Here is a 22618-nt window from a genome sequence, read left to right as displayed (position 1 = left end):
GGCGGACGTGGGTGTCCAGCCCCACCAGGGAGGGGACGGGCCGACCGGGGCCCGCCCCGCCCGGTGTGGTTACTGGGTGGCCCGCACCGCCCCCGGCACTCCGGGGCTGACCGGCACGGCGGCCTGCTTGCCGAGGTCCCGGTAGAGCCGCCCGGGCCACCAGCTCGCCCGGCCGATGTCGAAGGAGAGCGCCGGCACCAGCAGGGTCCGCACCAGGAAGGCGTCGAGGAGGACACCCACCGCGACCACCACACCGAACTGGATCATGTCGACCACCGGCATGGAGGCGAAGACCGCGAAGGTCGCCGCCAGCACGATGCCGGCCGAGGTGATCACGCTGCCGGTGGTGGACAGACCACGACGTACGCCTTCGGCGTGGCCGTGTCGCGCGGCCTCCTCGTGCACCCGGGTCATCAGGAAGATGTTGTAGTCCACCCCGAGTGCCGCGAGGAAGACGAAGCTGACCAGTGGCAACTGCCAGGCCGTCCCCTCGTGCCCGAACACGTGCTTGAAGAGCAGGTGCGACGCGCCCAGGGCGGCGAAGTAGGACGCCACCACCGTGCCGAGCAGGACCAGCGGCGCCACCAGGGCACGGAGCAGGATGATCAGGAACAGCAGGATCACCGCGAGCACGACCGGGATGACCACCCGGGCGTCCCGGTTGGAGGCCCGGTCGATGTCCAGGTTCTCCGCGGTCGTGCCGCCGATCTTCGCGTTCGCCCCGGGTACGGCGTGCACGGCGTCCCGGATGTCGTCGATGGTCTCCTTCGCCGCGTCGCTGTCGGGCGCGTCCCGGAGCACCACGTCGATGATGACCCGCTTACCGTCCGGGCTGGGTGACTCCTGGCCGACCGTCGCACCGTCCACGCCGGCGGCGGCGGCCTTGACCGGCCCGGCCGCCGAGGCGTCGGCGACGAGGATGGCCGGGTCGGAGGCGCCGGACGGGAAGTGCCGGGCGAGCTTCTCCTGCGCGGTGACCGACTGGGGCTTGGTCTGGAACACCTCGGTCTGGGCCAGCCCCATCTTCATGTCCAGCGCGCTGACGGCGAGGCCGCCGATCACGATCAGGCAGCCGAGCCAGGCCACCCGGGGGTGGCGGCCGACGGTCGTGCCGATCCGGGACCAGAATCCGCGCCCGACCCGGACCTCCTGGCCGAACTTCGGCACGAACGGCCAGAACACCCACCGGCCGGCGATCACCAGCAGGGCCGGCAGGATGGTGACCATTGCCAGGTACGCGCAGAGCACACCGGTGGCGCCGACCAGGCCGAGGCTGCGGGCGCTCTGCATGTCGGCGAGGGCGAGGCAGGCCAGGCCCACCACGACGGTCGCGGCGGAGGCGAGGATCGCGGGGCCCGAGCGGCGCAGCGCGATGCCCATGGCCAGGTGCCGGTCGGAGTGCCGGCGCAACTCCTCGCGGTAGCGCGCGATGAGCAGCAGCGCGTAGTCGGTGCCGACCCCGAACAGCAGGATCATCAGCAGGCTCGAACTTGCCGGGTTGACCGGCAGCCCGGCGTGCTTGGCGAGCAGGTACGCCACGCCCTGGGTGAGCGCGCTGGCGAAGCCGACGGACAGCAGCGGAAAGAACCAGAGGAACGGGCTGCGGTAGATCACCAGCAGCAGCACGATGACGATCGAACTGGTCGCGATCATCAGGTTGACGTCGAGGTTCTCGAACGCCTGGGTGTAGTCGTTGAGCAGGCCGCCAGGGCCGCCGAGGTCGACGTCCAGCCCGGCCGGGGCGCCGGCCTGGGCGGCGGCCCGCAGGTCCTTGACCGCGAAGTCGATCTCGACGTCGTCGCGGGTGAGTGGCACCACCAGCATGAGCGCCTTGCCGTCCTGGGACGGGATGGCCGGCTCGATGGCCGCGCCGCCGTCGGCGAACTTGGCGAACGCCGTACGATCGGCCTCCACCTTGCTCCGGTCGGCGTCCTGGATCCCGGCCTCCCGGGTGTAGACGGCGACGACCGGGACGGCCTCCGAGGCGGAGCGGTACTTGTCCAGCTCCTCCATCACCGCGGTCGACTCGGCGCCGCGCGGCAGGCTGCCGGAGGGCGTCCGGTCCTCGTAGTCCTCGATCTTGCCGAAGAGTGGGCCGAGCACGACGGCGAGGACTATCCACAACGCGAGGATCGCCCACTTGGAACGCCGACCACTCGGCAATTTGGCCAGTAGCCCGACAGAATCGCTCATTGTCGCCGAAACCCTTCTATGCCCGTCTATGCCGATTTCATCGTTCAGGGCACGGAGATCCCGGCGTCGCCCGCCTGGGACGGGGACAAGACCTCATCGCTCATCGGGGCCTGACGGCCATTTCCAAAGGTGCCCCACCACGCGGAGCCCGCTTCTGCGTATGCCCCACGCGTACATGCTATGCAGTGCGGCGGAACACCGTCAAGCTCTTTGGCATAGTGTCCGATCAGTATCCGCAGGGCGTTGCCAAGCCCGCTGAGCTGCGGAAATGGCGGTATGCCTGGGGTGGCCGGAGCGCCGCTTAGGGGATCCGGGCACCCGGGTTAGGGGGCGACCGTTCTGGTCGCGCCGGCACCGGCGGTGGTTACGTGAGAACCCGACCAGCCGGTTGACGCGGGTCGACGTCGGCGAGCGTGAGGGGCGACGGCGCATGGTGGAAAAACCGCATTCCGACCTCGGGTCCCGAGTGGCCGAGCTGCATTCCGTCAAGGCCACGGCCGTCGCCGGCCCCGGGCCCCGGGCGTCGGCGCAACAGCACGCCAAGGGCAAGCTCACCGTCCGGGAACGTCTCGACCTGCTCTTCGACGAGGGCACCTTCCGCGAGATCGAGCAGCTGCGCCGGCACCGGGCCGCCGGGTTCGGGCTGGAGGACCGCCGCCCGCACACCGACGGCGTGGTGACGGGCTGGGGCAAGGTCGACGGCCGGACGGTCTTCGCGTACGCGCACGACTTCCGCATCTTCGGCGGCTCGCTGGGCGAGGCGCACGCCGAGAAGATCCACAAGATCATGGACATGGCCGAGTCGGCCGGCGCCCCCCTGGTCTGCCTCGGTGACGGCGCGGGCGCCCGGATCCAGGAGGGCGTCACCGCGTTGGCCGGGTACGGCGGCATCTTCCGCCGCAATGTGCGGGCCTCCGGGGTGATCCCGCAGATCAGCGTGATGCTCGGGCCCTGCGCCGGCGGCGCGGCGTACTCCCCGGCGCTGACCGACTTCGTCTTCGCCGTCCGCAACGTGGCCCAGATGTACCTCACCGGGCCGGACGTGGTGCAGGCGGTGACCGGCGAGACGGTGACGCACGAGCAGCTCGGTGGCGCGGAGGTGCACGCCTCGGTCACCGGCACCGTCTCGTTCGTGCACGACACCGAGGCGGAGTGCCTGGCCGACGTCCGGCATCTGCTCTCGCTGCTGCCGTCCAACAACCGGGAGCTGCCCCCGGTACACCCCACCGGCGACCCGCCGGACCGCCGCTGCCCGCGCCTGCTCGACCTGGTGCCGGCCGATCCGCGGGGCTCCTACGACATGCGCGAGGTGATCGAGGAGATCGTCGACGACGGCGACCTGCTGGAGGTGCACGCCTCCTGGGCCCGCAACATCGTCTGCGGTCTGGCCCGGCTGGACGGGCACGTGGTCGGCATCGTCGCGAACCAGCCCCGGATGCTCGCCGGCGCCCTCGACGGGCTGGCCTCGGCCAAGGCGGCCCGCTTCGTGCAGACCTGCGACGCCTTCAGCATCCCGCTGGTGACCCTGGTGGACGTGCCCGGCTTCCTGCCCGGCACCGAGCAGGAGCACAGCGGGATCATCCGGCACGGCGCGCAGCTGCTGTACGCGTACTGCTCGGCGACCGTGCCCCGGATCCAGGTGATCCTGCGCAAGGCGTACGGCGGGGCGTACATCGTGATGGACTCCCGGTCGATCGGCGCGGACCTCTCCTTCGCCTGGCCGAGCAACGAGATCGCGGTGATGGGCGCGGAGAGCGCGGCCAACGTGGTGTTCCGCAAGGAGATCGCGGCGGCCCCCGACCCGGAGGCGGCCCGCCGGCAACGGATCAAGCAGTACGAGCAGGAGCTGGTCCATCCCTACTACGCCGCCGAGCGCGGCCTGGTGGACGACGTCATCGACCCGGCGGAGACCCGCGCGGTGCTGGTCGGGGCGCTGGAGACACTGCGGGCCAAGCGGGTGCAGCTGCCGGGGCGCAAGCACGGGAACCCGCCGACGTGACCGCCCCGGAGGAGCTCGACGCGGCGGGGCCGGTCCCCCGGTTGGTGGTGGTCCGGGGCGCCCCCACCGAGGAGGAGCTCGCGGCGGCCACCGTCGCGCTGATCTGCTCGCTGCGCGCCGGTCGGGGCGCTGACCGGACCGGCCCCCGGCGCGCGGAGGCGTCCTGGTCCGCCGCGGCGGACTACCGGGCGCCGGGCGCCTGGGCCTCGCGATGCCACTGACCCGGCGGCCACCGGGGCCCTCGGCGCCCACCGGCGGGGTCAGTCCTCCCGTACCAGGCCGGCGTCGCGCAACTCGTCGAGCCACCGGGCGATGACCACGATGATCTCCGCCCGGTCCGCCTGCCAGCTGGTGGCCACCTCGTCCGCGGCCAGGTGGAGGTCGCCGCCGTGCCGTTGCAGCGAGATCCAGGAGACCGTGACGAAGGGCGGGTACCGGTACGTGGTGGCGGTCTGCTGTCGGTGCAGGATCAGCCACCCGTCCGGAGACACCGTGACCTCCACGTTGTGTTCCCAACGCAGACCCACCATTCCTCCCGACATCAGCCTCACCCGATCCCTGTGCGCTCCGCTCACCGCCGCCCCACCTGCCGGGCGCGTGAGCCGCGGCGGCCACCCGCGAGGTGATCCCTCCCGGGTCGACGGCCGCGTACGCCCTCACGTCCGCGCCGCCCCACCGTCCGCTCGACGACCCGAGCCACGTCCGCGCCGGGCGCGAAGTGACGGAAGATGTCGGACATAAATGCGACAAGTGAGAACGGAATGATTGTGGCGACTTTCCCGGCGTCAACCTCGAACCGAACAAAAATCAGCTCGGGAATGGACTCCGGAATCTTCTGTGTATGCCGTATACCGTTGTGTGCAGACCGTACACACCGCGTACTCGGCGCGTCAACCCCACCACCGCCCGGCGGCACCGACTCGACGACCTGGGACCCCCATTGACGACCGTCGTGCGCGCCGCGGAAATCGGCGCTGAACAGCGCCGATGTCGACCACCTAGGGGTCGGCGGACACACCGGGGGGTGCCGCCTCAGGGTCATCCCCCATCTGATCCCGGATGACGGAAAATGAGTGAGAGCCTTTCAGAACGCCAGTACCACCCGCCGACAGCGGTGATTCCGCGCATTGTCGGGCACGGGAAATCCAGCCGCGCCGCCTCCCATTGGCGGGCCGCGGCGCCGGCCCGGGCCCACCCTTGGGCGCCATGCCGGCCGCCGAACCCGGTCGCGCCGTCCGAGGGCGTGCGGCGCACCGGTCGGACCGCCCGCGAGCCCCTCTACGGGGCGCCTGCGGCGCGGCGCGGAAAACGGTCTTGACCTGCGGTGATCGAACAGGTTGACAGGCGAACTTCGAACTGCGTACAGTCTACACGAATCAGCGTACGAGGCACGCAGAAGACCACCCGGAGCAGGGACGGCAAGGAGTGCAACGACAATGGCCTATGAATTGGCAATAGAAGCCAGCGGGCTACGAAAGTCCTACGGCGACGTGCAGGTGCTCAAGGGCGTGGACATCACCGTCCCTCGGGGCAGCGTCTTCGCCCTGCTCGGCCCGAACGGGTCGGGCAAGACGACCACGGTCCGCATCCTCTCGACACTCACCTCCCTCGACGCGGGCCAGGCCAGGGTCGCCGGCTTCGACGTCGTCCGCGAGCGGCGCAAGGTGCGGCGGGCGATCACCCTGACCGGCCAGTACGCGGCGATCGACAAGAACCAGACCGGCGAGGAGAACCTCCGCATGATGGGCCGGCTCACCGGCCTGTCCCGCAGCGAGGCGCAGGAGCGCGCGGCGCAGCTGCTCACCCGGTTCGACCTGACCGACGCCGGCGGCCGGCGACTGGCCACCTACTCGGGCGGCATGGCCCGCCGGCTGGACCTCGCCGCGAGCCTGGTCGGGGCGCCGTCCGTGGTCTTCCTCGACGAGCCGACCACCGGCCTGGACCCGCGCAGCCGCCTCGCACTGTGGGGCGTCATCGCCGACCTGGCCGCCAACGGCCTGACCATCTTCCTGACCACCCAGTACCTGGAGGAGGCCGACCGCCTCGCCGACCGGGTGGCCCTGCTCGACGGCGGCACCATCGTCGCCGAGGGCACCCCCACCGAGCTCAAGGAGCGGGTCGCGGGCCAGCGGCTCGACCTGGAGCTGGTCGACCGCCCGGCGCTGGAGGACGTCCTCACGCTGCTCGGCGACCGGGTGGTCAGCAAGGACCTCGACCTGCTGACGATCGGCGTCACCACCGACGGTTCCGCCAACCAGGTGCGGGCCGTGCTGGACGAGGCCGACCCGCAGCGCAACCGGATCACCAAGTTCCAGGTGCACAGCGCGACGCTGGACGACGTGTTCCTGGCGCTGACGGGCCACCCCACCCCGAGCCCGGAGGTGGAGAGAGTTAAGGAGACTGTCGGTGACTGAGACCATCGTCCTGCGCAACCGGCCCCGGCCGACCTCGCTGGGGACCGACATGGTGACCATGATCGCCCGGTGCACCCGGCTGACCAGCCGGGATCTGGACGCCCTGATGATGGCGCTGATGCTGCCCATCATGATGATGGTGCTCTTCGTCTACCTCTTCGGCGGGGCGATCCAGACCGGCGGCGACTACGTCACCTACGTGTCCCCCGGCGTGCTGCTGCTCTGCACGGTCTGGGGAGCCGCCCAGACCGGCGTGGGCGTCGCCAACGACATGAGCACCGGCATCATCGACCGGTTCCGGTCGATGGACGTCAGCGGGGCGGTGCTGCTCGGCGGCCACGTGACCGCCAGCGTCATCAAGAACATCGTCTCCACCGTCGTGGTGATCGCGGTGGCCCTGCTCATCGGGTTCCGTCCCGAGGCGAGCCTGCTCCAGTGGCTCGCCGCCGGCGGCATCCTGGTCACCTTCATCCTGGCGATGTCCTGGCTCTCCGCCGTGGTCGGGCTGCTCACCAAGTCCACCGACGCCGCCGCCAGCTTCGCCTTCATCATGATGTTCCTGCCGTACGTCAGCAGCGCGTTCGTCCCGATCAACACGCTGCCCGGCTGGCTGCAGGGCGTGGCCAAGCACCAGCCGTCCACACCGATCATCGAGAGCGTCCGCGGGTTCCTGCTCGACCGGCCGGTCGGCAACAACCCCTGGATCGCCCTCACCTGGTCCGTGGGCATCCTCGTCGTCTCCGTCACCCTCGCCGCGGTCTTCTTCCAGAAGAAGACCGACTGATTCGCCGGCGCGGGTCACCGACAGCGAAGGCCCTTCTCCTACCCCCGTTGGAGAAGGGCCTTCGCGCGTGCGCGAGCAGGGCCAGGCGCGCGGGCGACACGAAGGGCGCCGCCTCCGTCGGGAGGCGGCGCCCTGTCGGCGTACGCGGACTCAGGCCGTCCTGCGCCAGAAGACCCCGCCGTTGTCCACCGGCCGGATCTCGTCGGTGATCCCGTGCTCGTCGCGGTACTCGTGCACCGCGGCCCGGCAGGGCTCCATGTTGTAGTCGTCGATGATGATGAAGCCGCCCGGGGAGAGCTTCGGGTAGAGGGGGATCAGCGCCTCCCGGGTCGACTCGTACAGGTCGCCGTCGAGGCGGAGCACGGCGATCGAGGAGATCGGCGCCGCCGGCAGGGTGTCCTTGAACCACCCCTCCAGGAACTCCACCTGCTCGTCGAGCAGGTCGTACGCCTTGAAGTTGGCCCGTACCGCGTCGGCCGAGACGCTGAGCATGCTGTTGAGGTTGTGCAGGGCCATCTCCTGGTCCAGGGGGTGGCTGCCCTCCCCCGCCTCGGGTACGCCCTCGAAGGAGTCGGCGGCCCAGACCCGCCGGTCGGTGACGCCGTGCGCCTTGAGGATGGCGCGCATCAGGATGGTGACGCCGCCGCGCCACACGCCCGTCTCGACCAGGTCCCCGGGGATCCCGTCGGCCAGCACCCGCTCGACGCACTCCTGCACGTTGTCCAGGCCCGCGAGACCCACCAGGGTGTGTGCGGCGGAGGTCCCCGGAAGGCCCCCCTCGGGCACCGCGGCGCCCCCGGACCCCGTCCACCAGGGGGCGGCGTTGTCGGTGTAGATCTCGTTGGCGATCACCTTCTTGATCAGCTCAAGGTAGAGCGTGACGCCCGTGTCGGTCATCTGTCCGTCCTCTTCCGCGGCCGGCGCCGCTGTCGATCGGTCATTGGTTGCCCCGTGCGGACACCGGTCGGGCCGCGCCACATCCGGCGGCCCGACCGCCGGCCGTCCTTCACCCGCCGTACGGGTACGGGGGGACGATGTCAGAGGTGCTGCATGGCCAGCGCGCCACCGTCGATCTTGATCTGGCTGCCGGTGACGTAGCGCGACTCGTCGGAGGCCAGGTAGACCACGGCGTGCGTCACGTCGGCCTGGGTCACGTGCGAGATCGGCATGGCGTGGATGGCGCTCAGGATCGGCGCGACGTCCTCGACGGTGGGGTTGTCGAGGTCCGGCCGGTAGGTCTGGAACATCGACTTGTTGAACGCCATGTCGGTGTCGACCGTGGTCGGGTGGACCGAGTTGACCCGCCCGCTCGTCGGCGCGAGCTGCAACGCCAGCGCCTTCACGTAGTCGACCAGGACGTGCTTGGCGAACCGGTACCCGGCGTACCCGGCGCCCGCCATGATGTCGGAGGGCATCGGCGGCAGGAAGCTCGCGATCGAACCGACGATGATGACCGACACGCCCTCGTTGAAGTGCGGCAGCGCGGCGTGCACCGTGTTCAGCACACCGGCGAGGTTGACGTCGATGGTGCCGGTGAAGGCGCTGACCGGCTGGTCCGGCCCCATCGGCAGGATGCCGGCGTTCGGGATCAGGACGTCGATCTTCCCCAGCTCGGCGACTCCCTCGTCGATGGCCGAGCGCAGCGCGGCGTAGTCGCGGACGTCCGCGTGCCGGACCACCACCCGACGGCCGGCCTCCTTGACCAGGCGCGCCGTCTCCTCCAGGTCCTCGTTCCCGGCCATGCCGTAACCGGCCGAGTCGATGTCGCTGCAGATGTCGATCGCGATGATGTCGGCGCCCTCCTCGGCCAGCCGGACCGCGTGGCTGCGCCCCTGACCACGGGCCGCGCCCGTGATGACGACGACCTTGTTCTCCGCCCGCCCCATGTGGGTCTCCCTCTGCCGGATCGCGTGAAAGTGAGTCGAGACCGACCGGGAGCAGCGCCGCGTGCGGCGGTCAATCTGGCGTACGGTGGCCCGCTCGGGGCCGACGCTAACCACGTACGGGACGGGTCAGTACCCCTTCCGACCCCTACTGGTCCCTTGAAGGACGCCGCCACCGGGGGCACAGAGGGACGCGGGTCGGCCGGCGGAGCGGTTCACGGTGGACCCGGTGATCGGGGTCCGTCCGCGCCGACGACCGGCGGGTACGCGCGGGCCCCGCTCCGGCGCCGCCCCGGGTCCACCTCCGCGATCCCCGCCCCGGCCCGGATCGATCGTTCCGCCCCGCGCCGGCCGCCCGCCGTATCACGATGTTCAGGGGTGGTCGGCGATCGGCGGGCCGCCCCCGGGCCGCTCAGTGCGGGCGGCGTCGGGCCGTCGGCGCGGAACCGGCCGGGACGGCACCCCGCGGCGGTGGCGTGCCGACCGCCGGCCGGCGGGAGGGGTGACGTGAGCGCGCTGGTCCTGATCGTGGTCCTGAGCACCACGGTGCTGGTCGGCACCACGATCGGTGGCCGCTACAGCGTGGCCCCGCCGGTCCTGCTGATCACCATGGGCGCACTGCTCGCGCTGCTTCCGCCGCTGTCCCACGTGGTGCTGCAGCCGGAGGTGGTGCTGCTGCTCTTCCTGCCGGCGATCCTCTACCGGGAGAGCCTGGTCATCAGCATCCGCGAGATCCGGGCGAACCTGGCGCCGATCGCGTTGCTCGCCGTGGTGCTGGTGGCGGTCACGATGATCGCGGTGTCCCTGGTCGTGCAGCGGCTCGGCGTCGAACCGGCCGCCGCCTGGGTGCTGGGCGCGGTGCTCGCGCCGACCGACGCCGCAGCGGTCGCCGGCCTGGCCAAGCGGATGCCCCGCCGGATCCTGACGACGCTGCGCGCGGAGAGCCTGATCAACGACGGCACGGCGCTGGTGCTCTTCTCCATCGCCGTCGGCCTGATCGCCGGGGGCGCCTGGCCGACCGCACCGGTCCTGCTCGGCCGGTTCGCCGGCTCCGCGGCGGGCGGGGTCGCCGCCGGCCTGCTGGCCGGCGCGGTCGTGCTCGCGATCCGTCGACACCTCGACGACCCGCTGCGTGAGGGCGCGCTGAGCGTGATGACCCCGTTCGGCGCCTTCCTGCTGGCGGAACTCGTCCATGCCAGCGGCGTCCTGGCGGTGGTGGTCGCCGGCCTCGTCCTGTCCTACTTCGGGCCGCGGGTCATCCGGGCCCGGTCCCGGGTGCTGGCGTACGCCTTCTGGGACCTCTCCACCTTCCTGATCAACGGTTCGTTGTTCGTCCTGCTCGGCATGCAGATCCCCCGGGCGGCGGAGAGCATCACCAGCACGTCGACGGCGCAGGCGCTCACCATCGGGGCGGTGGCGACGGGCGTGGTGATGGCGACCCGGATGGTGTTGGTGCACCTGTCCACGTACGGCCTGCGGCTCGTCCACTGGCGAACGCCGCAGCGCGAGGACCAGAACGGTTGGCGGGTGAGCACTGCGGCCGGGTGGGCGGGCTTTCGCGGCGCGGTGTCCCTCGCGGCGGCGCTCGCGGTGCCGGTGACGACCGCCTCGGGCGGGCGCGTCGCCGAGCGTGACCTGATCATCTTCTGCACCGCGATGGTCATCGTGCTCACGATGCTGATCCAGGGCACCACGCTGCCGGCGGTGGTCAGCTGGGCGGGCCTCACGGGCGACCGGGAGCGGGAGGGCGAGGTCCGGCAGGCCCGGACGGCGGCCACCCGGGCGGGTCTGGCCGCGCTGCCCGAGGTCGCCGCCGAGCTCGGCGTCGGGCAGGACGCGGCCGCCCGGCTCCGCTCCGACTACCAGCGGCACCTCGACGACGTGCTCGCCGCCGACACGGCCGACGAGGACGCCCGGGCCCGGGAGCTCGAGCGCCGCTTCCGGCTCGGCGTGCTCGAACACAAGCGCCGCGAGGTCAACCGGCTGCGCGACACCAACGAGATCGACGACGCCGTGCAGCGGGAGGTGCAGGCCGCGATGGACATCGAGGAGATCCGGCTGCTGGGGCCGGACATCAACGACTGACGTCCCGGCCGGGCGGGTCAGTGCGGAAGGCGCGGGGTACGCGGGTGGGAACGTCGTGGCGGAACTGCTCGGAGGTCGTGCTGCCCGGGTTCGCCGGGGAACACGACCCGGAGGACGTCGGCGGGGCACGTGTTCACCCCGCAGATGCGGGACCGCGCCTACGCCTTTCTGCGTGAGCGGTGCTGACCGCCGTCAGTCGCCCAGCCGCTGCCGGGCCAGGAACTTGGGCACCACCATCCGCCACGCCTCGGTCACCAGCTCGGTCATCTGGTCGTGATCGAGCCGCTCGAGGTGGCAGCAGACCCAGTGGAAACGCAGGTCGGACGCCCCGGGCAGGAAGAAGACGTCCGGCTCGGCGGCGACGAGCGCGTCGCGCTCCTCCTTCGGGTAGCCGAAACCCATCGTCGTCTCGTCGCGGGAGAACGCGACGTACACGATGGCGCCGACCCGGAACTTCACCCGGTCGCGGATCAGGTGCTCGGTGGTGCGCGGCAGTGTCAGTGCCAGCGCCCGTACGTCGGCGACGGTGACCATGCCCCGACCGTAGCGGCGGGTGCCGACATTCCCCGGGCCGGCCTCAGGCCGGCTTCCGCCGCTTCCGGTCCGCGGCGGCCCGATCGTACTCGGCCTGGGCCGCCACGACGGTGCCCAGCTCGCCCTCGACCAGCTCGATCAGCCCGATCAGCCGCTCGGCCACCCGGGCCCCGAGCGGGGTGAGGCTGTACTCGACGTGGGGCGGGATGGTGGTCTGCACGTCGCGCCGGACCAGGCCGTCCCGCTCCAGCGCCTGCAGCGTCTGGGACAGCATCTTCTCGCTGACCCCGTCGACGCGGCGGCGCAGCGCGTTGAAGCGGTACGCGCCCTCGTGCAGCGCGGACAGCGCCAGGATCCCCCACTTGCCGGCGATGTTCTCCAGCGTCCGCCGCGAGTCGCAGTTGCGGGCGAAGACGTCCGCGACGAGCTGGTCGTCGGCGTCCGGGGCGTCCGCTCCGCCGGGGTTGGTGAGGGGAGCAGTCATGGCTCCGACGGTACCCGCCTGGACACGATCCGCTCCACCGCACTCACCGTCGGGTTGGCACTTTCGAAAAGTTAGTGCATGCTTCAAGGCGCGCACCCATCCCGAGGAGTAACCATGATCGTCGTAACCGGAGCCACCGGCCTGCTCGGCCGCCTCGTCGTCGCCGAACTGCTCGACCGGGGCGTTCCCGCCCAGGAGATCGTCGCCGCGGTCCGCGGTCCGGAGAAGGCCGGCGACCTGGCCGCGCGGGGCGTGCTCGTCCGCGAGGCCGACTACGACCGCCCCGAGACGCTGGATCCGGCATTCGCCGGCGCCGACCGCCTCCTGCTCGTCTCGTCCAGCGAGGTCGGCCGGCGGGCGGCCCAGCACCGCGCCGTCGTCGACGCCGCCGTGCGCGCCGGGGTACGCCTGTTCGCGTACACCAGCATCCTGAAGGCCGACACCGCCACCTTCCCCCTCGCCGCCGAGCACCAGGCCACCGAGGAGCTGATCCGGGCCTCCGGACTGCCGTTCGCACTGCTGCGTAACGGCTGGTACACCGAGAACTACACCGGCAACCTCGCCGCCACGCTCCAGCACGGCGCGGTCCTCGGCAGCGCCGGTGACGGCCGGGTCGCCGCCGCCACCCGCGCCGACTTCGCCGCCGCTGCCGCCGCCGTCCTGGTCGGCGACGGCCACGAGAACACCGTCTACGAACTGGGCGGCGACGATCCGTTCACGATGGCCGAACTCGCTGCCGAGATCTCCCGGCAGAGCGGCACCAAGGTGGTCTACCGCGACCTGCCGGCCGAGGAGTACACGAAGTTGCTGGTCGCCGCCGGCCTGCCCGAGCCGTACGCCGCCACGCTCGCCCAGTGCGACCTGGGCATCGCCCGCGGCGAGCTGACCACCGACAGCGGTGACCTGCGGCGGCTCGCCGGCCGCCCCACCACCGCCCTCGCCGACGCGGTCGCGGCGGCACTCAAGGGCTGACCCACGTCGACGGCGGCGGGCGCCGCCCCGGTTCGTCCGGGCCACCGGCGCCCGCCGCCGCCCACCGTCGTCCTCCTCGGGGCCGTTGCGGCCCTGGTACTCCCATCGGGCGGGTGAACCACCTCGTCGCCACACTATCGGGAGTTTTGTCCCAAGATAGCCGGGTCGCCGGATTTCGCGGCCGGCCGCCGGTTTGCGGCGGTACGCGGCGGGAAGGTCGGCATCCGGTCGGCCGGAGGGAGATGACGTCGATGAAGGCCGTTGTGCACGGGTGCCCGCGCACCGGCGCGATGGAAGAAGCCGGGCGGATGCCGGCGAACCCGGGGAGCGCGTCGTGACCGGGCCGGTGGCCGACGAGCCGCTCGGCGAGCTGGAACTCGTGCACGCCTTCACCGGGCCGGTGCCGACCGGGGTCAGCGTGTCGCACACCGGCCGGATCTTCGTCAACTTCCCGAAGTGGGGTGACGAGGTGCCGGCCACGGTGGTGGAACTGCGCGGCGGCGGGGAGGTCCCCTTCCCCGACCAGCGGTGGAACAGCCCGTCCGGCGACGACGACGCGCAGGCGTTCGTGTCGGTGCAGAGCATCGTGGTCGACCCCGCCGACCGGCTCTGGGTGCTCGACACCGGCAGCCCGATGTTCCGACCCGCCTCGCCCGGCGGGCCGAAGCTGGTCCGGGTGGACCTCGACACCGACAGCGTCGCCCAGGTCGTCACCTTCCCGGCCGACGTGGCGCTGCCCACGACGTACCTCAACGACGTGCGCTTCGATCTGCGCCGCGGTGAGGCCGGCATCGCCTACATCACCGACTCCTCCGCCTCCGGCCCGAACGGGATCATCGTGGTCGACCTGGCCGCCGGGGCGTCCTGGCGGCGGCTGCACGACCACCCGTCCACCAAGGCCGAGCCGCTGGCGACGTTCCGGCCGGTGGTCGAGGGCCGGCCGCTCCTGGAACGCCCCGCCGACGGGCCGCCGAAACCGATCGCGGCGGGCTCCGACGGCATCGCAATCTCCCACGACGGCGCCCGGTTGCACTACTGCCCGCTCGCCTCGCGGCGCTGGTACAGCGTGTCCACCGACGCGCTCGCCGACCCGTCCGTTTCCGACGACCGGGTCGCCGCGTCGGTGGTCGACGAGGGCGACAAGGGCACCGGCTCCGACGGGCTGGAGTCCGACGACGCCGGCCGGCTCTACCTCACCTCGTACGAGCACAACGCGGTGCTGCGCCGCCGAGCCGACGGCGAGTACGAGACAGTGGTGCACGATCCGCGGCTGCTGTGGCCCGACACGATGTCCGTCGCCGCCGACGGGTACCTCTACGTCACCGCCAACCAGCTGCACCGCCAGCCGAAGTACCAGTGCGGGCAGGACCTGCGGCGCAAGCCCTACGCCCTGTTGCGGACCCGGATCGACGCCGGACCGGTGCTGCTGCGCTGAACCCGGTGGCCCCTGTCCTACCTCCTGGGGTTCCCGCCCACGCTGAGGGCACCCGGGCTGTTTGTGATGGGCCGGCCCGGGAAGCCAGCGGACTCGACGGCGCGGCCCACTCGCGCCGACCGGACAGGGGAGGTTGGACATGGCTGACCGCGAGCAACTGCACGAACTGCGCCAGCGAGCCCACAACGCGGGCATCGAGGGCAATTCGAAGATGACCGAGGAGCAGCTCCGCCAAGCCCTGCGCCAGGTCGGCAAGGGCGTCGAACCACAGATGGCCAAGCGCCAGGCCAAGAGCTGACGGTCAGCGACGGCACCGGCACCCAGGTCGGGTGCCGGCACCGTCGTCGCGCAGGTCAACTGATCGTGGCCAGGAGCTCCCGGCAGGCCTGCCCGACGCGCGGCAGGCCTCGACGCGACCGTCGGGGACATGCCCACCACGCCGGGCCTGCGCTCAGCCCTGCCGCGCCTTCTGGCGCGGGTCGGCCTTGTTGATCACGAACAACTTGCCTCTGCGGCGAACCACGATCGAGTTCACCTTCCTCTTCAACCCCCGCAGGGAGCTTCTGACCTTCATCGCAAGCCATCCCTTCCTGGTGGCCACTGGTGGACCGACAGCCGGTCGGCCGGCACGGGGCGGCGACGGCACCAGGGCGGGCCGTCGGCATACCGCAGATGGTGTACCCGAGCCGGCAGCGGGCATTCGTCGAGTCGGCGCCCGCGTCCACCACCGACGGGCCCGGTCCCCGGACCAGCGCTTCGGTTCGCGGCCGGTCAGTTCCTGCTGTACCGGTCCCGGCTCGTGCCACGGGAGTTGTCCGCCCTGTCTCGACCCGCCTCGCCACCGGTCACGGCATTGGACGCAGCCGCCCACGGGCCACCAGTTCGACGGTCAGGACGACCGCTACGACCTCCACGGCCAGGAGCCCGACGAGGACGAACAGTTGGGTGACCCCGGCGGCGAGGGGACTCGCCCCGCCGAGCAGCACCCCGACGAAGGCCCCGGGCAGCGTCACCAGGCCCACCGTGCGGGTCTGGTCCAGCGCCGGGATCAACGCCTGACCGGCCGCGGGGCGGCAGACCAGCAGCACCGCGTCCCGGGGCAGCAGGCCCAGGGCCAGAGCCGCCTCCACCTCGCCCCGGCGGCCGGTCAACTCGTCCACGGCCCGCCGGCCGGCCAGCGAGGTGGCCGTCATCGCCCCGCCGATCAGGATCCCGGCCACCGGGATGATCGCGATCCCGCGCAGCGGCACCAGGCCCACCAGCAGCAGACCCGCCACGACGGAGAGGCTTCCCGCCACGATCGGCACACCGGCCCACCAACCGCGCGCCCCACCGGTGATCCGCCGGCCGGAGGTGCCCGCCGCGACCGCGCACATCACGACCACGAAACCGACGGTGGCCCACAGCGATGCCACGATGGCGGCTATCAGCAGCGACACCGCCGCCAGCTGGACCCCCGCCCGGATGGCGGCGACCGCGATCTGGCGGCCGTGCCCGAGCTGTCCGGCGGTGGCCACGGCCGCCGCCAGGGCGGTCAGCACGACCAGGGTCACCGCCAGCTTCGGGCCGGCCACCAGCATCGTCGACGACATCGGGTCAGTCTGCCGCGACGTCGCCGGGTCCGCGCGTCACCTGTCTGCGATCGCGGTCACCTGCGCCGTGGCGGCACTCCGGCGTGCTACGGGCGGCGAGCCGGGAGGCCCCTCCGCGTTCTGGGACTAGTGCCGGAGGGCGCGGGTGATCACGGTGAGGTCCTCGTTGCCGAGCCCGTGTTCCACCGCCCGCTGCCACTGCGCGGCCAGGCTGTTGGCCACGGCGAACCGGTCGACGTCGACCTCGAGCAGCGCCAGGTTCACGTCCTTGAGCGCGAGCGAGAGCGGATACTGGGCGGAGTAGTCGTCCCGGGCGATCCGCTGCAGTTTCTCGGCGGCCCAGGGCGAGAGCAGTGGGCTGCCCTGCATCGCGGCCGTCACGGCCGAGTGGTCCAGCCCCAGGGCCTGGCCGAGCGCGATCGACTCGGCCAGTCCCTCGGCGATGAAGGCCAGCAGCAGGTTGTTGGCCAGCTTCATCCGGGATCCGGACCCGACCGGTCCGACCCACACGGTGCGCTGCCCGATGGCGTCGAAGACCGGGGCGATCCGTTCCCGGATCTGCTCCGGCCCCGAGGCGAGGACGACCAACTGCCCCTTTTCCGCCGGGCCACGGCTGCCCGCCACCGGCGCGTCCAGCAGCACGACGTCGGGGCGTTGCTCGCTGACCAGCCGGGCGAGGCGTGCCGTGGCCGAGACCCCGATGGTGCTCATCTGAGCCCAGATCGCGCCGTCCGCCATGGCGGCCAGCATGCCCTGGTCGGCGGCGATGGAGGCGACGGCGTCCGCGTCCGTCACCATCGTGATCACCACGTCCGCCCGACGTACCGCGTCCGCCGGGTTGTCGGCCACCTCCGCGCCCTGCTCGCCGAGCTGACGGGCCGGGTCGGGGCGGCGGTTCCAGACGACCGTGGACAGGCCGGCCCGAAGGATGTTCGCCGCCATCGGCCGCCCCATCCCGCCGAGCCCGAGTACGGCCACCCGTTGTGGTTCCGACATCTGACCCCCCGGACGCTGCTCCTTCCGGCAGCGTAGGTCAGCGCCGGGCGACGGTGACCGGAACGAGGTGAATACCAGTGGACCGGGAGCTGACGGGGGGTACGGCGCCGTGGAAGCGCCGCGAGCCTCACGCCAGGTGTCATGACAGTCCCATGACATGCGCGTTGATCACGCGTACCTGGTCCGCGAGATCGGGCATCTCGACCACCTCGACGTCCGCCGCATCGAGCAGCTCGACCCCCTGGCAGTCAACGAAGATCGGCGGTTCCCGCATCGCCAGCACGACCCGACGGATACCCGCGGCCAGGATCAGCTCCGTGCAGGTGGGCGACCGGTGGCTACGGACGCTGCAGGGCTCCAGGGAGCTGTAGATCGTCGCCGCGGACAGGTCGATCCCGGTTCCCTGGAGCTTGACCAGCGCAGACTCCTCGGCATGCCCGTGGGGGTCGGTCTCCCGGGAGTACCCTCGGGCCAGCTCGGCCCCGTCGCGCCCGACCAGGATCGCACCGACCGCGTACGCGGTCGGCTTCGGCGGGCACCGCCGGGAGAGGTCGATCGCGTCCCTGAGCCAACGGCGGTCGACGGACAGCGGCTCGGTCATGTCGTGCCGAACCGATCCGACAACGCATCCCGCAACAGCATCACGTCCCCCATCTCGCGTACCTCGGCCGGGCGGGCCCGGTGTCCGGTGCCAGGGAAGCCGACGGTCACCGACCAGTACGGAGGGTCGCTCACTCACTCTGACGCCTTCGGGTCGGTGGTGATGATCTTCTCACGCACGTACCAGGTCTGACCGTCGCAAGCGGGTCGGGCTCCGGAGGCAACCCCGAGCCGACCACCGCAGCCCCGCTTCCGGATTCGCCCGCAGCGCGGCGACAAGGGCGACACCGGACACTTCTCTAAAGAACCTTGACAGTACGCCGGACCATAGACACACTCCGATTGAGAGAGCGCTCTCTGCACTCCTCCGCCGGTATCGACAGCGCCGCGTCCCGCACCCCCTCGGGACGGCACTGACGTGTGTGAAAGGAACTCGGATGATCCGTCCAGTCAAGGCGCTCGTCGTCGCCGCGGTGGCACTCGCCGCGGTCGGCGCGTCGCCGCTCGTCAGCTTCGCTGCCGAGAAACCCGCGTCGGCGGCACCCACCGCCACTCCCTCGATCGACATGGCGCCCGGCGTGCTCGCCGCGTTGCGCCGCGACCTCAAGCTCGACGACCAGCAGATCGCCACCCGGCTACGCACCGAGGCCGCCGCGGCGGTGACCGAACGGCGGCTGCGCGGCGAGCTCGGTGCGGTCTTCGCCGGCGCGTGGATCCCGTCCGGCGCCAGCCGGCTCACGGTCGCGGTGACCGACCCGGCCGCGGCCGCGAAGGTACGGGCGGCGGGCGCCGACGCCACGGTGGTCAAGCGCAGCGAGGCCGACCTGACCAGGTCGCGCCGGACGCTCGACGCGCACGCCGCCGACGCCACCCGCAGCGCGGTCCGCGGCTGGTACGTCGACGTCGTCACCAACAGCGTGGTCGTGCTGGCCGAGCCCGGCGCCGAGGCGGCGGCCAGCACGTTCGCCAGGGACAGCGGCGCGGGTACGGTCTCCGTGGTCGCCAGCACCGAGGCACCGAAGCCGATGTACGACATCCGCGGCGGCGACCAGTACGTCATCAACGGCAACACGCTCTGCTCGGTCGGCTTCGCGGTCTCCGGCGGCTTCGTCAGCGCCGGCCACTGCGGTGGCACGGGCAGCCCGACGCTCGGCTACAACAACGTCGGGCAGGGCACCTTCGCCGGATCGTCGTTCCCCGGCAACGACTACTCGTGGATCCGGACCAACGGCAGTTGGACGCCGCAGCCGTGGGTCAACAACTACGCGGGCGGCAACGTCGTCGTGGCCGGGTCCCAGGACGTTCCGGTCGGCAGCTCGATCTGCCGCTCCGGACGGACCACCGGCTGGCGCTGCGGCACCCTGCTGGGCCGCGACGAGACCATCGTGTACTCGCAGGGCGCGGTCTCCGGCCTGTCCCGCAGCAACGCGTGCGCCGAACCCGGCGACTCGGGCGGTTCGTGGATCTCCGGCAACCAGGCCCAGGGTGTGACGTCGGGCGGCACCGGCAACTGCTCGTCGGGCGGCACGATGTGGTTCCAGCCGGTCAACGAGATCCTCCAGACGTACGGCCTGACCCTGACCACGTCCGGTGGCGGTGGCGGCGCGATCATCAGCAACTGGAACAACAAGTGCATCGACGTGCCCGGCAGCGACTTCTCCGACGGCAAGCAGTTGCAGATGTACACCTGCAACAACAGCGCCGCCCAGCGGTGGACCTTCGTGAACGGCACCCTGCAGACGTCCAACAACAAGTGCATGGACGTGGCGTGGGGCTCCACCGCGAACGGCGCCGCCATCCAGATCGTCAACTGCTCCGGCAATGCCGCGCAGCAGTTCGTGCTGAGCGGCGCCGGTGACCTGGTGAACCCGCAGGCGAACAAGTGCGTCGACATCAAGGACTGGAACGGCAATGACGGGGCCGCCCTTCAGCTCTGGGAGTGCGCCGGCACGGCCAACCAGAAGTGGCGGCGCGGCTGACCCGTACCCGGCGTGATCTGAAAGACGTGTCGCCCGCCGGCCGCATTCCGCGGCCGGCGGGCGCCCTAGTGGCCGCGGTACAGCGCGTCGATGTCGGCGGCGTGGTGCGTGTGGACGACGTCGCGTCTGATCTTCAGGGTGGGAGTGAGTTCTCCTTCGGCTTCGGTGAGGTCGCGGGGCAGGATACGGAAGGCCTTGACCTGTTCCGCCCTGGACACCGTCTGGTTGGCCCGGTCGACCACAGCCTGGACCTCCTCTCGAAGCTCGGGGTTGTCTCGCAGGTCAGCCACGTCCGCGCTCGGGTGGCCGTGGCTGGCGCGCCACCGCGCCCACGCCTGAGGGTCGATGGTGACCAGGGCGCTGATGTAGGGCCGGCCGTCGCCCACGAGCATGCACTGGCTGATCAGCGGGTCGGCGCGGATGGTCTCCTCGATGGCCGTGGGGGCGACGTTCTGGCCCGCCGCGGTCACGATGATCTCCTTCTTGCGGCCGGTGATGCGCAGGAAGCCGTCCTCGTCGAGGCTGCCGAGGTCGCCGGTACGCAGCCACCCGTCGCGGGTGAACGCGGCGCGGGTGGCGTCGGCGTTGTTCCAGTACCCGGGGAAGACGACGTCGCCGCGGGCGAGGACCTCCCCGCCGGCGATGCGGACCTGCACCCCGGGCAGCGGCCGGCCGACGGTGCCGATCCGGATCGCCGAGGGCAGGTTCAGCGACAGGGCCGGTGAGGTCTCGGTCAGGCCGTATCCCTCCAGGATGGTGACGCCGGCGCCGCGGAAGAAATGCCCGAGCCGCTCCCCCAGCGGCGCTCCCCCGACGATCGCGAGGCGGCAGCGGCCGCCGAGCGCGGCCCGCACCTTCCGGTAGACCAGGGCGTCGAAGACCAGCCGGGCCAGCCGTAGCGTCACGCCGGGACCTCGGCCGTCCAGGGCGCGGCTGTAGCGCACCGCGACCCGGTCGGCGAGTGCGAACACCCTGCCGCGCCGTGCCCCGTCCGCCTCCTGCCGAGCCCGGATGTGCATCTTCTCGAACACCCGCGGCACCGCCAGGATGAATGTCGGCCGGTGGGTGCGCAGCTGGTCACGCATGCTGGTGGTGTCGACGCTGTGCACCATGGTCGCCCGGACCTGCACCATCCCGACCTGGATGAGCCGGGCGAAGGCGTGCGCCAACGGCAGGAACAACACCGTCGAGGCCCCCGGATGCAGCAGCTCGGGCAACACCGACGTGGCGGCCGTGACGTCGCAGTACAGGTTGCGGTGGGTCAGCACGCAGCCCTTCGGTCGGCCGGTCGTGCCGCTGGTGTAGACGATCGTCGCGACGTCCCCGCCGGACACGCTTGTCCGGCGCTCGTCGACCTGCGCCTGGTCGACGCCGCGTCCCTGGCCGGCGAGCGCGATCAGATCGCCGGCGTCGATCTGCCACGCCTGACGCAACCCCGCCAGGCCGTCCCGTACCCCGGCGAGCAGCTCCGCGTGCCCCGCCGTCTCGACCACGCACCCGACCGCCCCGCAGTCGGCCAGTATCCACTGAAGCTGTTCGCTGCTCGAGGTGTCGTAGATGGGCACCGTCACGGCGCCGATCGCCCACAGCGCATAATCGATCAGGGTCCACTCGTACCGGGTGCGGCTCATCAGGCCCACCCGGTCACCGGGCCCGACACCCGCCGCGATGAACCCGCGGGCGAGGGCCAGCACGTCGTCGCGGAACTGCTCGCAGGTCACCGGCAGGTCACCGCCCCGCGCGGACCAGCGCGCCGGCCACGCCCGGGAAACCGGAGCCGGGCGCACGAACTGCACCGCGGTGGGGTCCTGCCGGGCGTTGACCCACACCATCTCCGCCAGCCCCGGCACCCCGCCCTCGGTGGCCGTCGGCGCGGACACCACCTCCTGCATTCGCCACCCACCTTGTCCGGCGAGGCCGGCGACCCGGCCCCGCTGCTGTCTCGGGTACGCGTCATCGTGGCTCCGCCACCGGCCCCGGCGGCCGTGAACGCCGAAACTGCCCCACCGGTTGCCGCCGCAGGGTAGAGGAGGGCGGTGCCTCGGATCCCCATGGACCGAGGTGATCGAATGGACTGCGGCACCGCGTCGCCGCGGGACTCCGCCGGGGCGCTACCGTTTCGCGGCGCCGGTGAGCGTTGGCGCATCCATGCCGGCCGCGTAAGCGCCGTCGCCGGCCTCAGCGGGCAGCGCAGCCGCACCGTCGTCGATGGCGCGGCGACGTCCGGCCAGCACGACGACCAGCGCCGTCGCCACCGCCGTCAGCGACAGCACCGCCGCCTGCACCAATGGGCCTTTCCTACTCCGTCGGCGCTTCATGCCGCTCACCTCCGCTGTCACGTCCCGTCTTGTCGTCATCGTGATGGCCGCACCCAGGATGAGGCGGATGGTTGCGGAGCAACTCACCCATTCGGGACGCGTCGGGACGTCACCGCCGTGGTGCCTCCGGCGCGTCGTCGCGGACGTGCCGGGCTCTGTCTCCAGGCCCGTGTCGCGCACGGCGGCCCCCGGGGTATGACGGCCGGGCGTCGCCTTCCGACGCCCGCCCGGCGGGACCACTGATCATCCAGACGTGCAGGTGGGGCAGCCCGACGCGTCGGGCTGCCCCACCTGTGATGCGCGCCCCGGCCCACCCGCCGGTGAGCGGCCGCGAGGGAGCAGGTTCAACC

At 71.7% G+C, this 22618-nt stretch carries 22 protein-coding genes; 9 read left to right on the top strand and 13 right to left on the bottom strand.

All coding sequences use genetic code 11. The features are described 5' to 3' along the window. Window positions 1-69 precede the first annotated feature (69 nt). A complete protein-coding gene (locus AB0I41_RS06370) occupies window positions 70-2193 on the bottom strand; it encodes an MMPL family transporter (protein ID WP_357102492.1) in 2124 nt (707 codons plus the stop codon). Between the two features lie 466 nt (window positions 2194-2659). On the opposite strand from AB0I41_RS06370, the gene AB0I41_RS06365 reads away from it, so the two are divergent. Both AB0I41_RS06365 and AB0I41_RS06360 read left to right on the top strand, forming a co-directional pair. Continuing rightward, a complete protein-coding gene (locus AB0I41_RS06365) occupies window positions 2660-4192 on the top strand; it encodes an acyl-CoA carboxylase subunit beta (RefSeq protein ID WP_357102490.1) in 1533 nt (510 codons plus the stop codon). Continuing rightward, entirely contained in the window at window positions 4189-4413 is a 225-nt protein-coding gene (locus AB0I41_RS06360; RefSeq protein WP_357102488.1) for an acyl-CoA carboxylase epsilon subunit, read from the top strand. The genes AB0I41_RS06365 and AB0I41_RS06360 overlap by 4 nt, the downstream gene beginning before the upstream one ends. Before the next feature lie 39 nt (window positions 4414-4452). Here AB0I41_RS06360 and AB0I41_RS06355 read toward each other — a convergent pair whose 3' ends face one another. After that, window positions 4453-4734, bottom strand: coding sequence for a hypothetical protein (locus AB0I41_RS06355; protein ID WP_357102486.1), 282 nt, complete (start codon window positions 4732-4734; stop codon window positions 4453-4455). An 894-nt stretch (window positions 4735-5628) separates the two neighbouring features. Between AB0I41_RS06355 and AB0I41_RS06350 the strand changes: the two genes are divergently transcribed. Next, a complete protein-coding gene (locus tag AB0I41_RS06350; RefSeq protein ID WP_357102484.1) occupies window positions 5629-6606 on the top strand; it encodes an ATP-binding cassette domain-containing protein in 978 nt (325 codons plus the stop codon). Next, complete coding sequence (locus AB0I41_RS06345; protein WP_357102482.1) at window positions 6599-7390, top strand: ABC transporter permease; 792 nt, start codon at window positions 6599-6601, stop codon at window positions 7388-7390. The genes AB0I41_RS06350 and AB0I41_RS06345 overlap by 8 nt, the downstream gene beginning before the upstream one ends. Before the next feature lie 150 nt (window positions 7391-7540). Here AB0I41_RS06345 and AB0I41_RS06340 read toward each other — a convergent pair whose 3' ends face one another. Continuing rightward, window positions 7541-8287 carry a TylF/MycF/NovP-related O-methyltransferase gene (locus tag AB0I41_RS06340; RefSeq protein WP_357102480.1) on the bottom strand — a complete coding sequence of 249 codons (747 nt, stop codon included), beginning with the start codon at window positions 8285-8287 and terminating at the stop codon, window positions 7541-7543. A 140-nt stretch (window positions 8288-8427) separates the two neighbouring features. Beyond that, on the bottom strand, window positions 8428-9276 hold the full coding sequence (locus AB0I41_RS06335) for a mycofactocin-coupled SDR family oxidoreductase (RefSeq protein ID WP_357102478.1): 849 nt from the start codon (window positions 9274-9276) through the stop codon (window positions 8428-8430). A gap of 504 nt (window positions 9277-9780) precedes the next feature. Between AB0I41_RS06335 and AB0I41_RS06330 the strand changes: the two genes are divergently transcribed. Then, the gene (locus AB0I41_RS06330; protein ID WP_357102475.1) at window positions 9781-11358 is read left to right on the top strand and encodes a Na+/H+ antiporter; all 1578 of its coding nucleotides are present in this window, start codon (window positions 9781-9783) and stop codon (window positions 11356-11358) included. Window positions 11359-11550: 192 nt separating this feature from the next. Here AB0I41_RS06330 and AB0I41_RS06325 read toward each other — a convergent pair whose 3' ends face one another. Both AB0I41_RS06325 and AB0I41_RS06320 read right to left on the bottom strand, forming a co-directional pair. Continuing rightward, window positions 11551-11892 (bottom strand): MmcQ/YjbR family DNA-binding protein, encoded by a 342-nt coding sequence (locus AB0I41_RS06325; RefSeq protein WP_357102473.1) that lies wholly within the window; start codon window positions 11890-11892, stop codon window positions 11551-11553. A 43-nt stretch (window positions 11893-11935) separates the two neighbouring features. Further along, window positions 11936-12376, bottom strand: a complete 441-nt coding sequence (locus AB0I41_RS06320; protein ID WP_357102471.1) for a helix-turn-helix domain-containing protein — start codon at window positions 12374-12376, stop codon at window positions 11936-11938. Window positions 12377-12490: 114 nt separating this feature from the next. On the opposite strand from AB0I41_RS06320, the gene AB0I41_RS06315 reads away from it, so the two are divergent. From AB0I41_RS06315 to AB0I41_RS06305, 3 genes are all read left to right on the top strand, one after another. Further along, complete coding sequence (locus AB0I41_RS06315) at window positions 12491-13348, top strand: SDR family oxidoreductase (RefSeq protein WP_357102469.1); 858 nt, start codon at window positions 12491-12493, stop codon at window positions 13346-13348. 334 nt (window positions 13349-13682) lie between these two features. Further along, window positions 13683-14783 carry an L-dopachrome tautomerase-related protein gene (locus AB0I41_RS06310; RefSeq protein WP_357102467.1) on the top strand — a complete coding sequence of 367 codons (1101 nt, stop codon included), beginning with the start codon at window positions 13683-13685 and terminating at the stop codon, window positions 14781-14783. 139 nt (window positions 14784-14922) lie between these two features. Further along, complete coding sequence (locus AB0I41_RS06305) at window positions 14923-15081, top strand: hypothetical protein (RefSeq protein WP_357102465.1); 159 nt, start codon at window positions 14923-14925, stop codon at window positions 15079-15081. Window positions 15082-15234: 153 nt separating this feature from the next. Here AB0I41_RS06305 and AB0I41_RS06300 read toward each other — a convergent pair whose 3' ends face one another. The 5 genes from AB0I41_RS06300 to AB0I41_RS06280 all read right to left on the bottom strand — a co-directional run bounded on the left by AB0I41_RS06300 (window position 15235) and on the right by AB0I41_RS06280 (window position 18106). Then, a complete protein-coding gene (locus AB0I41_RS06300; RefSeq protein WP_357102463.1) occupies window positions 15235-15357 on the bottom strand; it encodes a 50S ribosomal protein L36 in 123 nt (40 codons plus the stop codon). 271 nt (window positions 15358-15628) lie between these two features. Then, complete coding sequence (locus AB0I41_RS06295) at window positions 15629-16375, bottom strand: ABC transporter permease (RefSeq protein ID WP_357102461.1); 747 nt, start codon at window positions 16373-16375, stop codon at window positions 15629-15631. Window positions 16376-16501: 126 nt separating this feature from the next. Further along, window positions 16502-17530 (bottom strand): NAD(P)-dependent oxidoreductase, encoded by a 1029-nt coding sequence (locus tag AB0I41_RS06290; protein ID WP_357102459.1) that lies wholly within the window; start codon window positions 17528-17530, stop codon window positions 16502-16504. After that, window positions 17511-17972 carry a deaminase gene (locus tag AB0I41_RS06285; RefSeq protein ID WP_357102457.1) on the bottom strand — a complete coding sequence of 154 codons (462 nt, stop codon included), beginning with the start codon at window positions 17970-17972 and terminating at the stop codon, window positions 17511-17513. Before AB0I41_RS06285 ends, AB0I41_RS06290 begins: the two co-directional genes overlap by 20 nt. Continuing rightward, window positions 17969-18106 (bottom strand): hypothetical protein, encoded by a 138-nt coding sequence (locus AB0I41_RS06280; protein ID WP_357102455.1) that lies wholly within the window; start codon window positions 18104-18106, stop codon window positions 17969-17971. The genes AB0I41_RS06285 and AB0I41_RS06280 overlap by 4 nt, the downstream gene beginning before the upstream one ends. Before the next feature lie 302 nt (window positions 18107-18408). Here AB0I41_RS06280 and AB0I41_RS06275 point away from each other — a divergent pair, with 302 nt between their 5' ends. Beyond that, entirely contained in the window at window positions 18409-19950 is a 1542-nt protein-coding gene (locus AB0I41_RS06275; protein ID WP_357102453.1) for a ricin-type beta-trefoil lectin domain protein, read from the top strand. A gap of 65 nt (window positions 19951-20015) precedes the next feature. On the opposite strand, the gene AB0I41_RS06270 is transcribed toward AB0I41_RS06275, so the two are convergent. Together AB0I41_RS06270 and AB0I41_RS06265 are read right to left on the bottom strand one after the other, a co-directional pair. Then, window positions 20016-21842, bottom strand: a complete 1827-nt coding sequence (locus AB0I41_RS06270; protein WP_357102451.1) for an AMP-binding protein — start codon at window positions 21840-21842, stop codon at window positions 20016-20018. 219 nt (window positions 21843-22061) lie between these two features. Then, the gene (locus tag AB0I41_RS06265) at window positions 22062-22268 is read right to left on the bottom strand and encodes a hypothetical protein (protein WP_357102449.1); all 207 of its coding nucleotides are present in this window, start codon (window positions 22266-22268) and stop codon (window positions 22062-22064) included. Between the last annotated feature and the right edge of the window lie 350 nt (window positions 22269-22618).

This window comes from Micromonospora sp. NPDC050200, from assembly GCF_040656135.1.
Classification (GTDB): domain Bacteria; phylum Actinomycetota; class Actinomycetes; order Mycobacteriales; family Micromonosporaceae; genus Micromonospora.
Note: the sequence above shows the minus strand (reverse complement) of the source record. Positions and strands in the feature narration are given on the sequence as shown.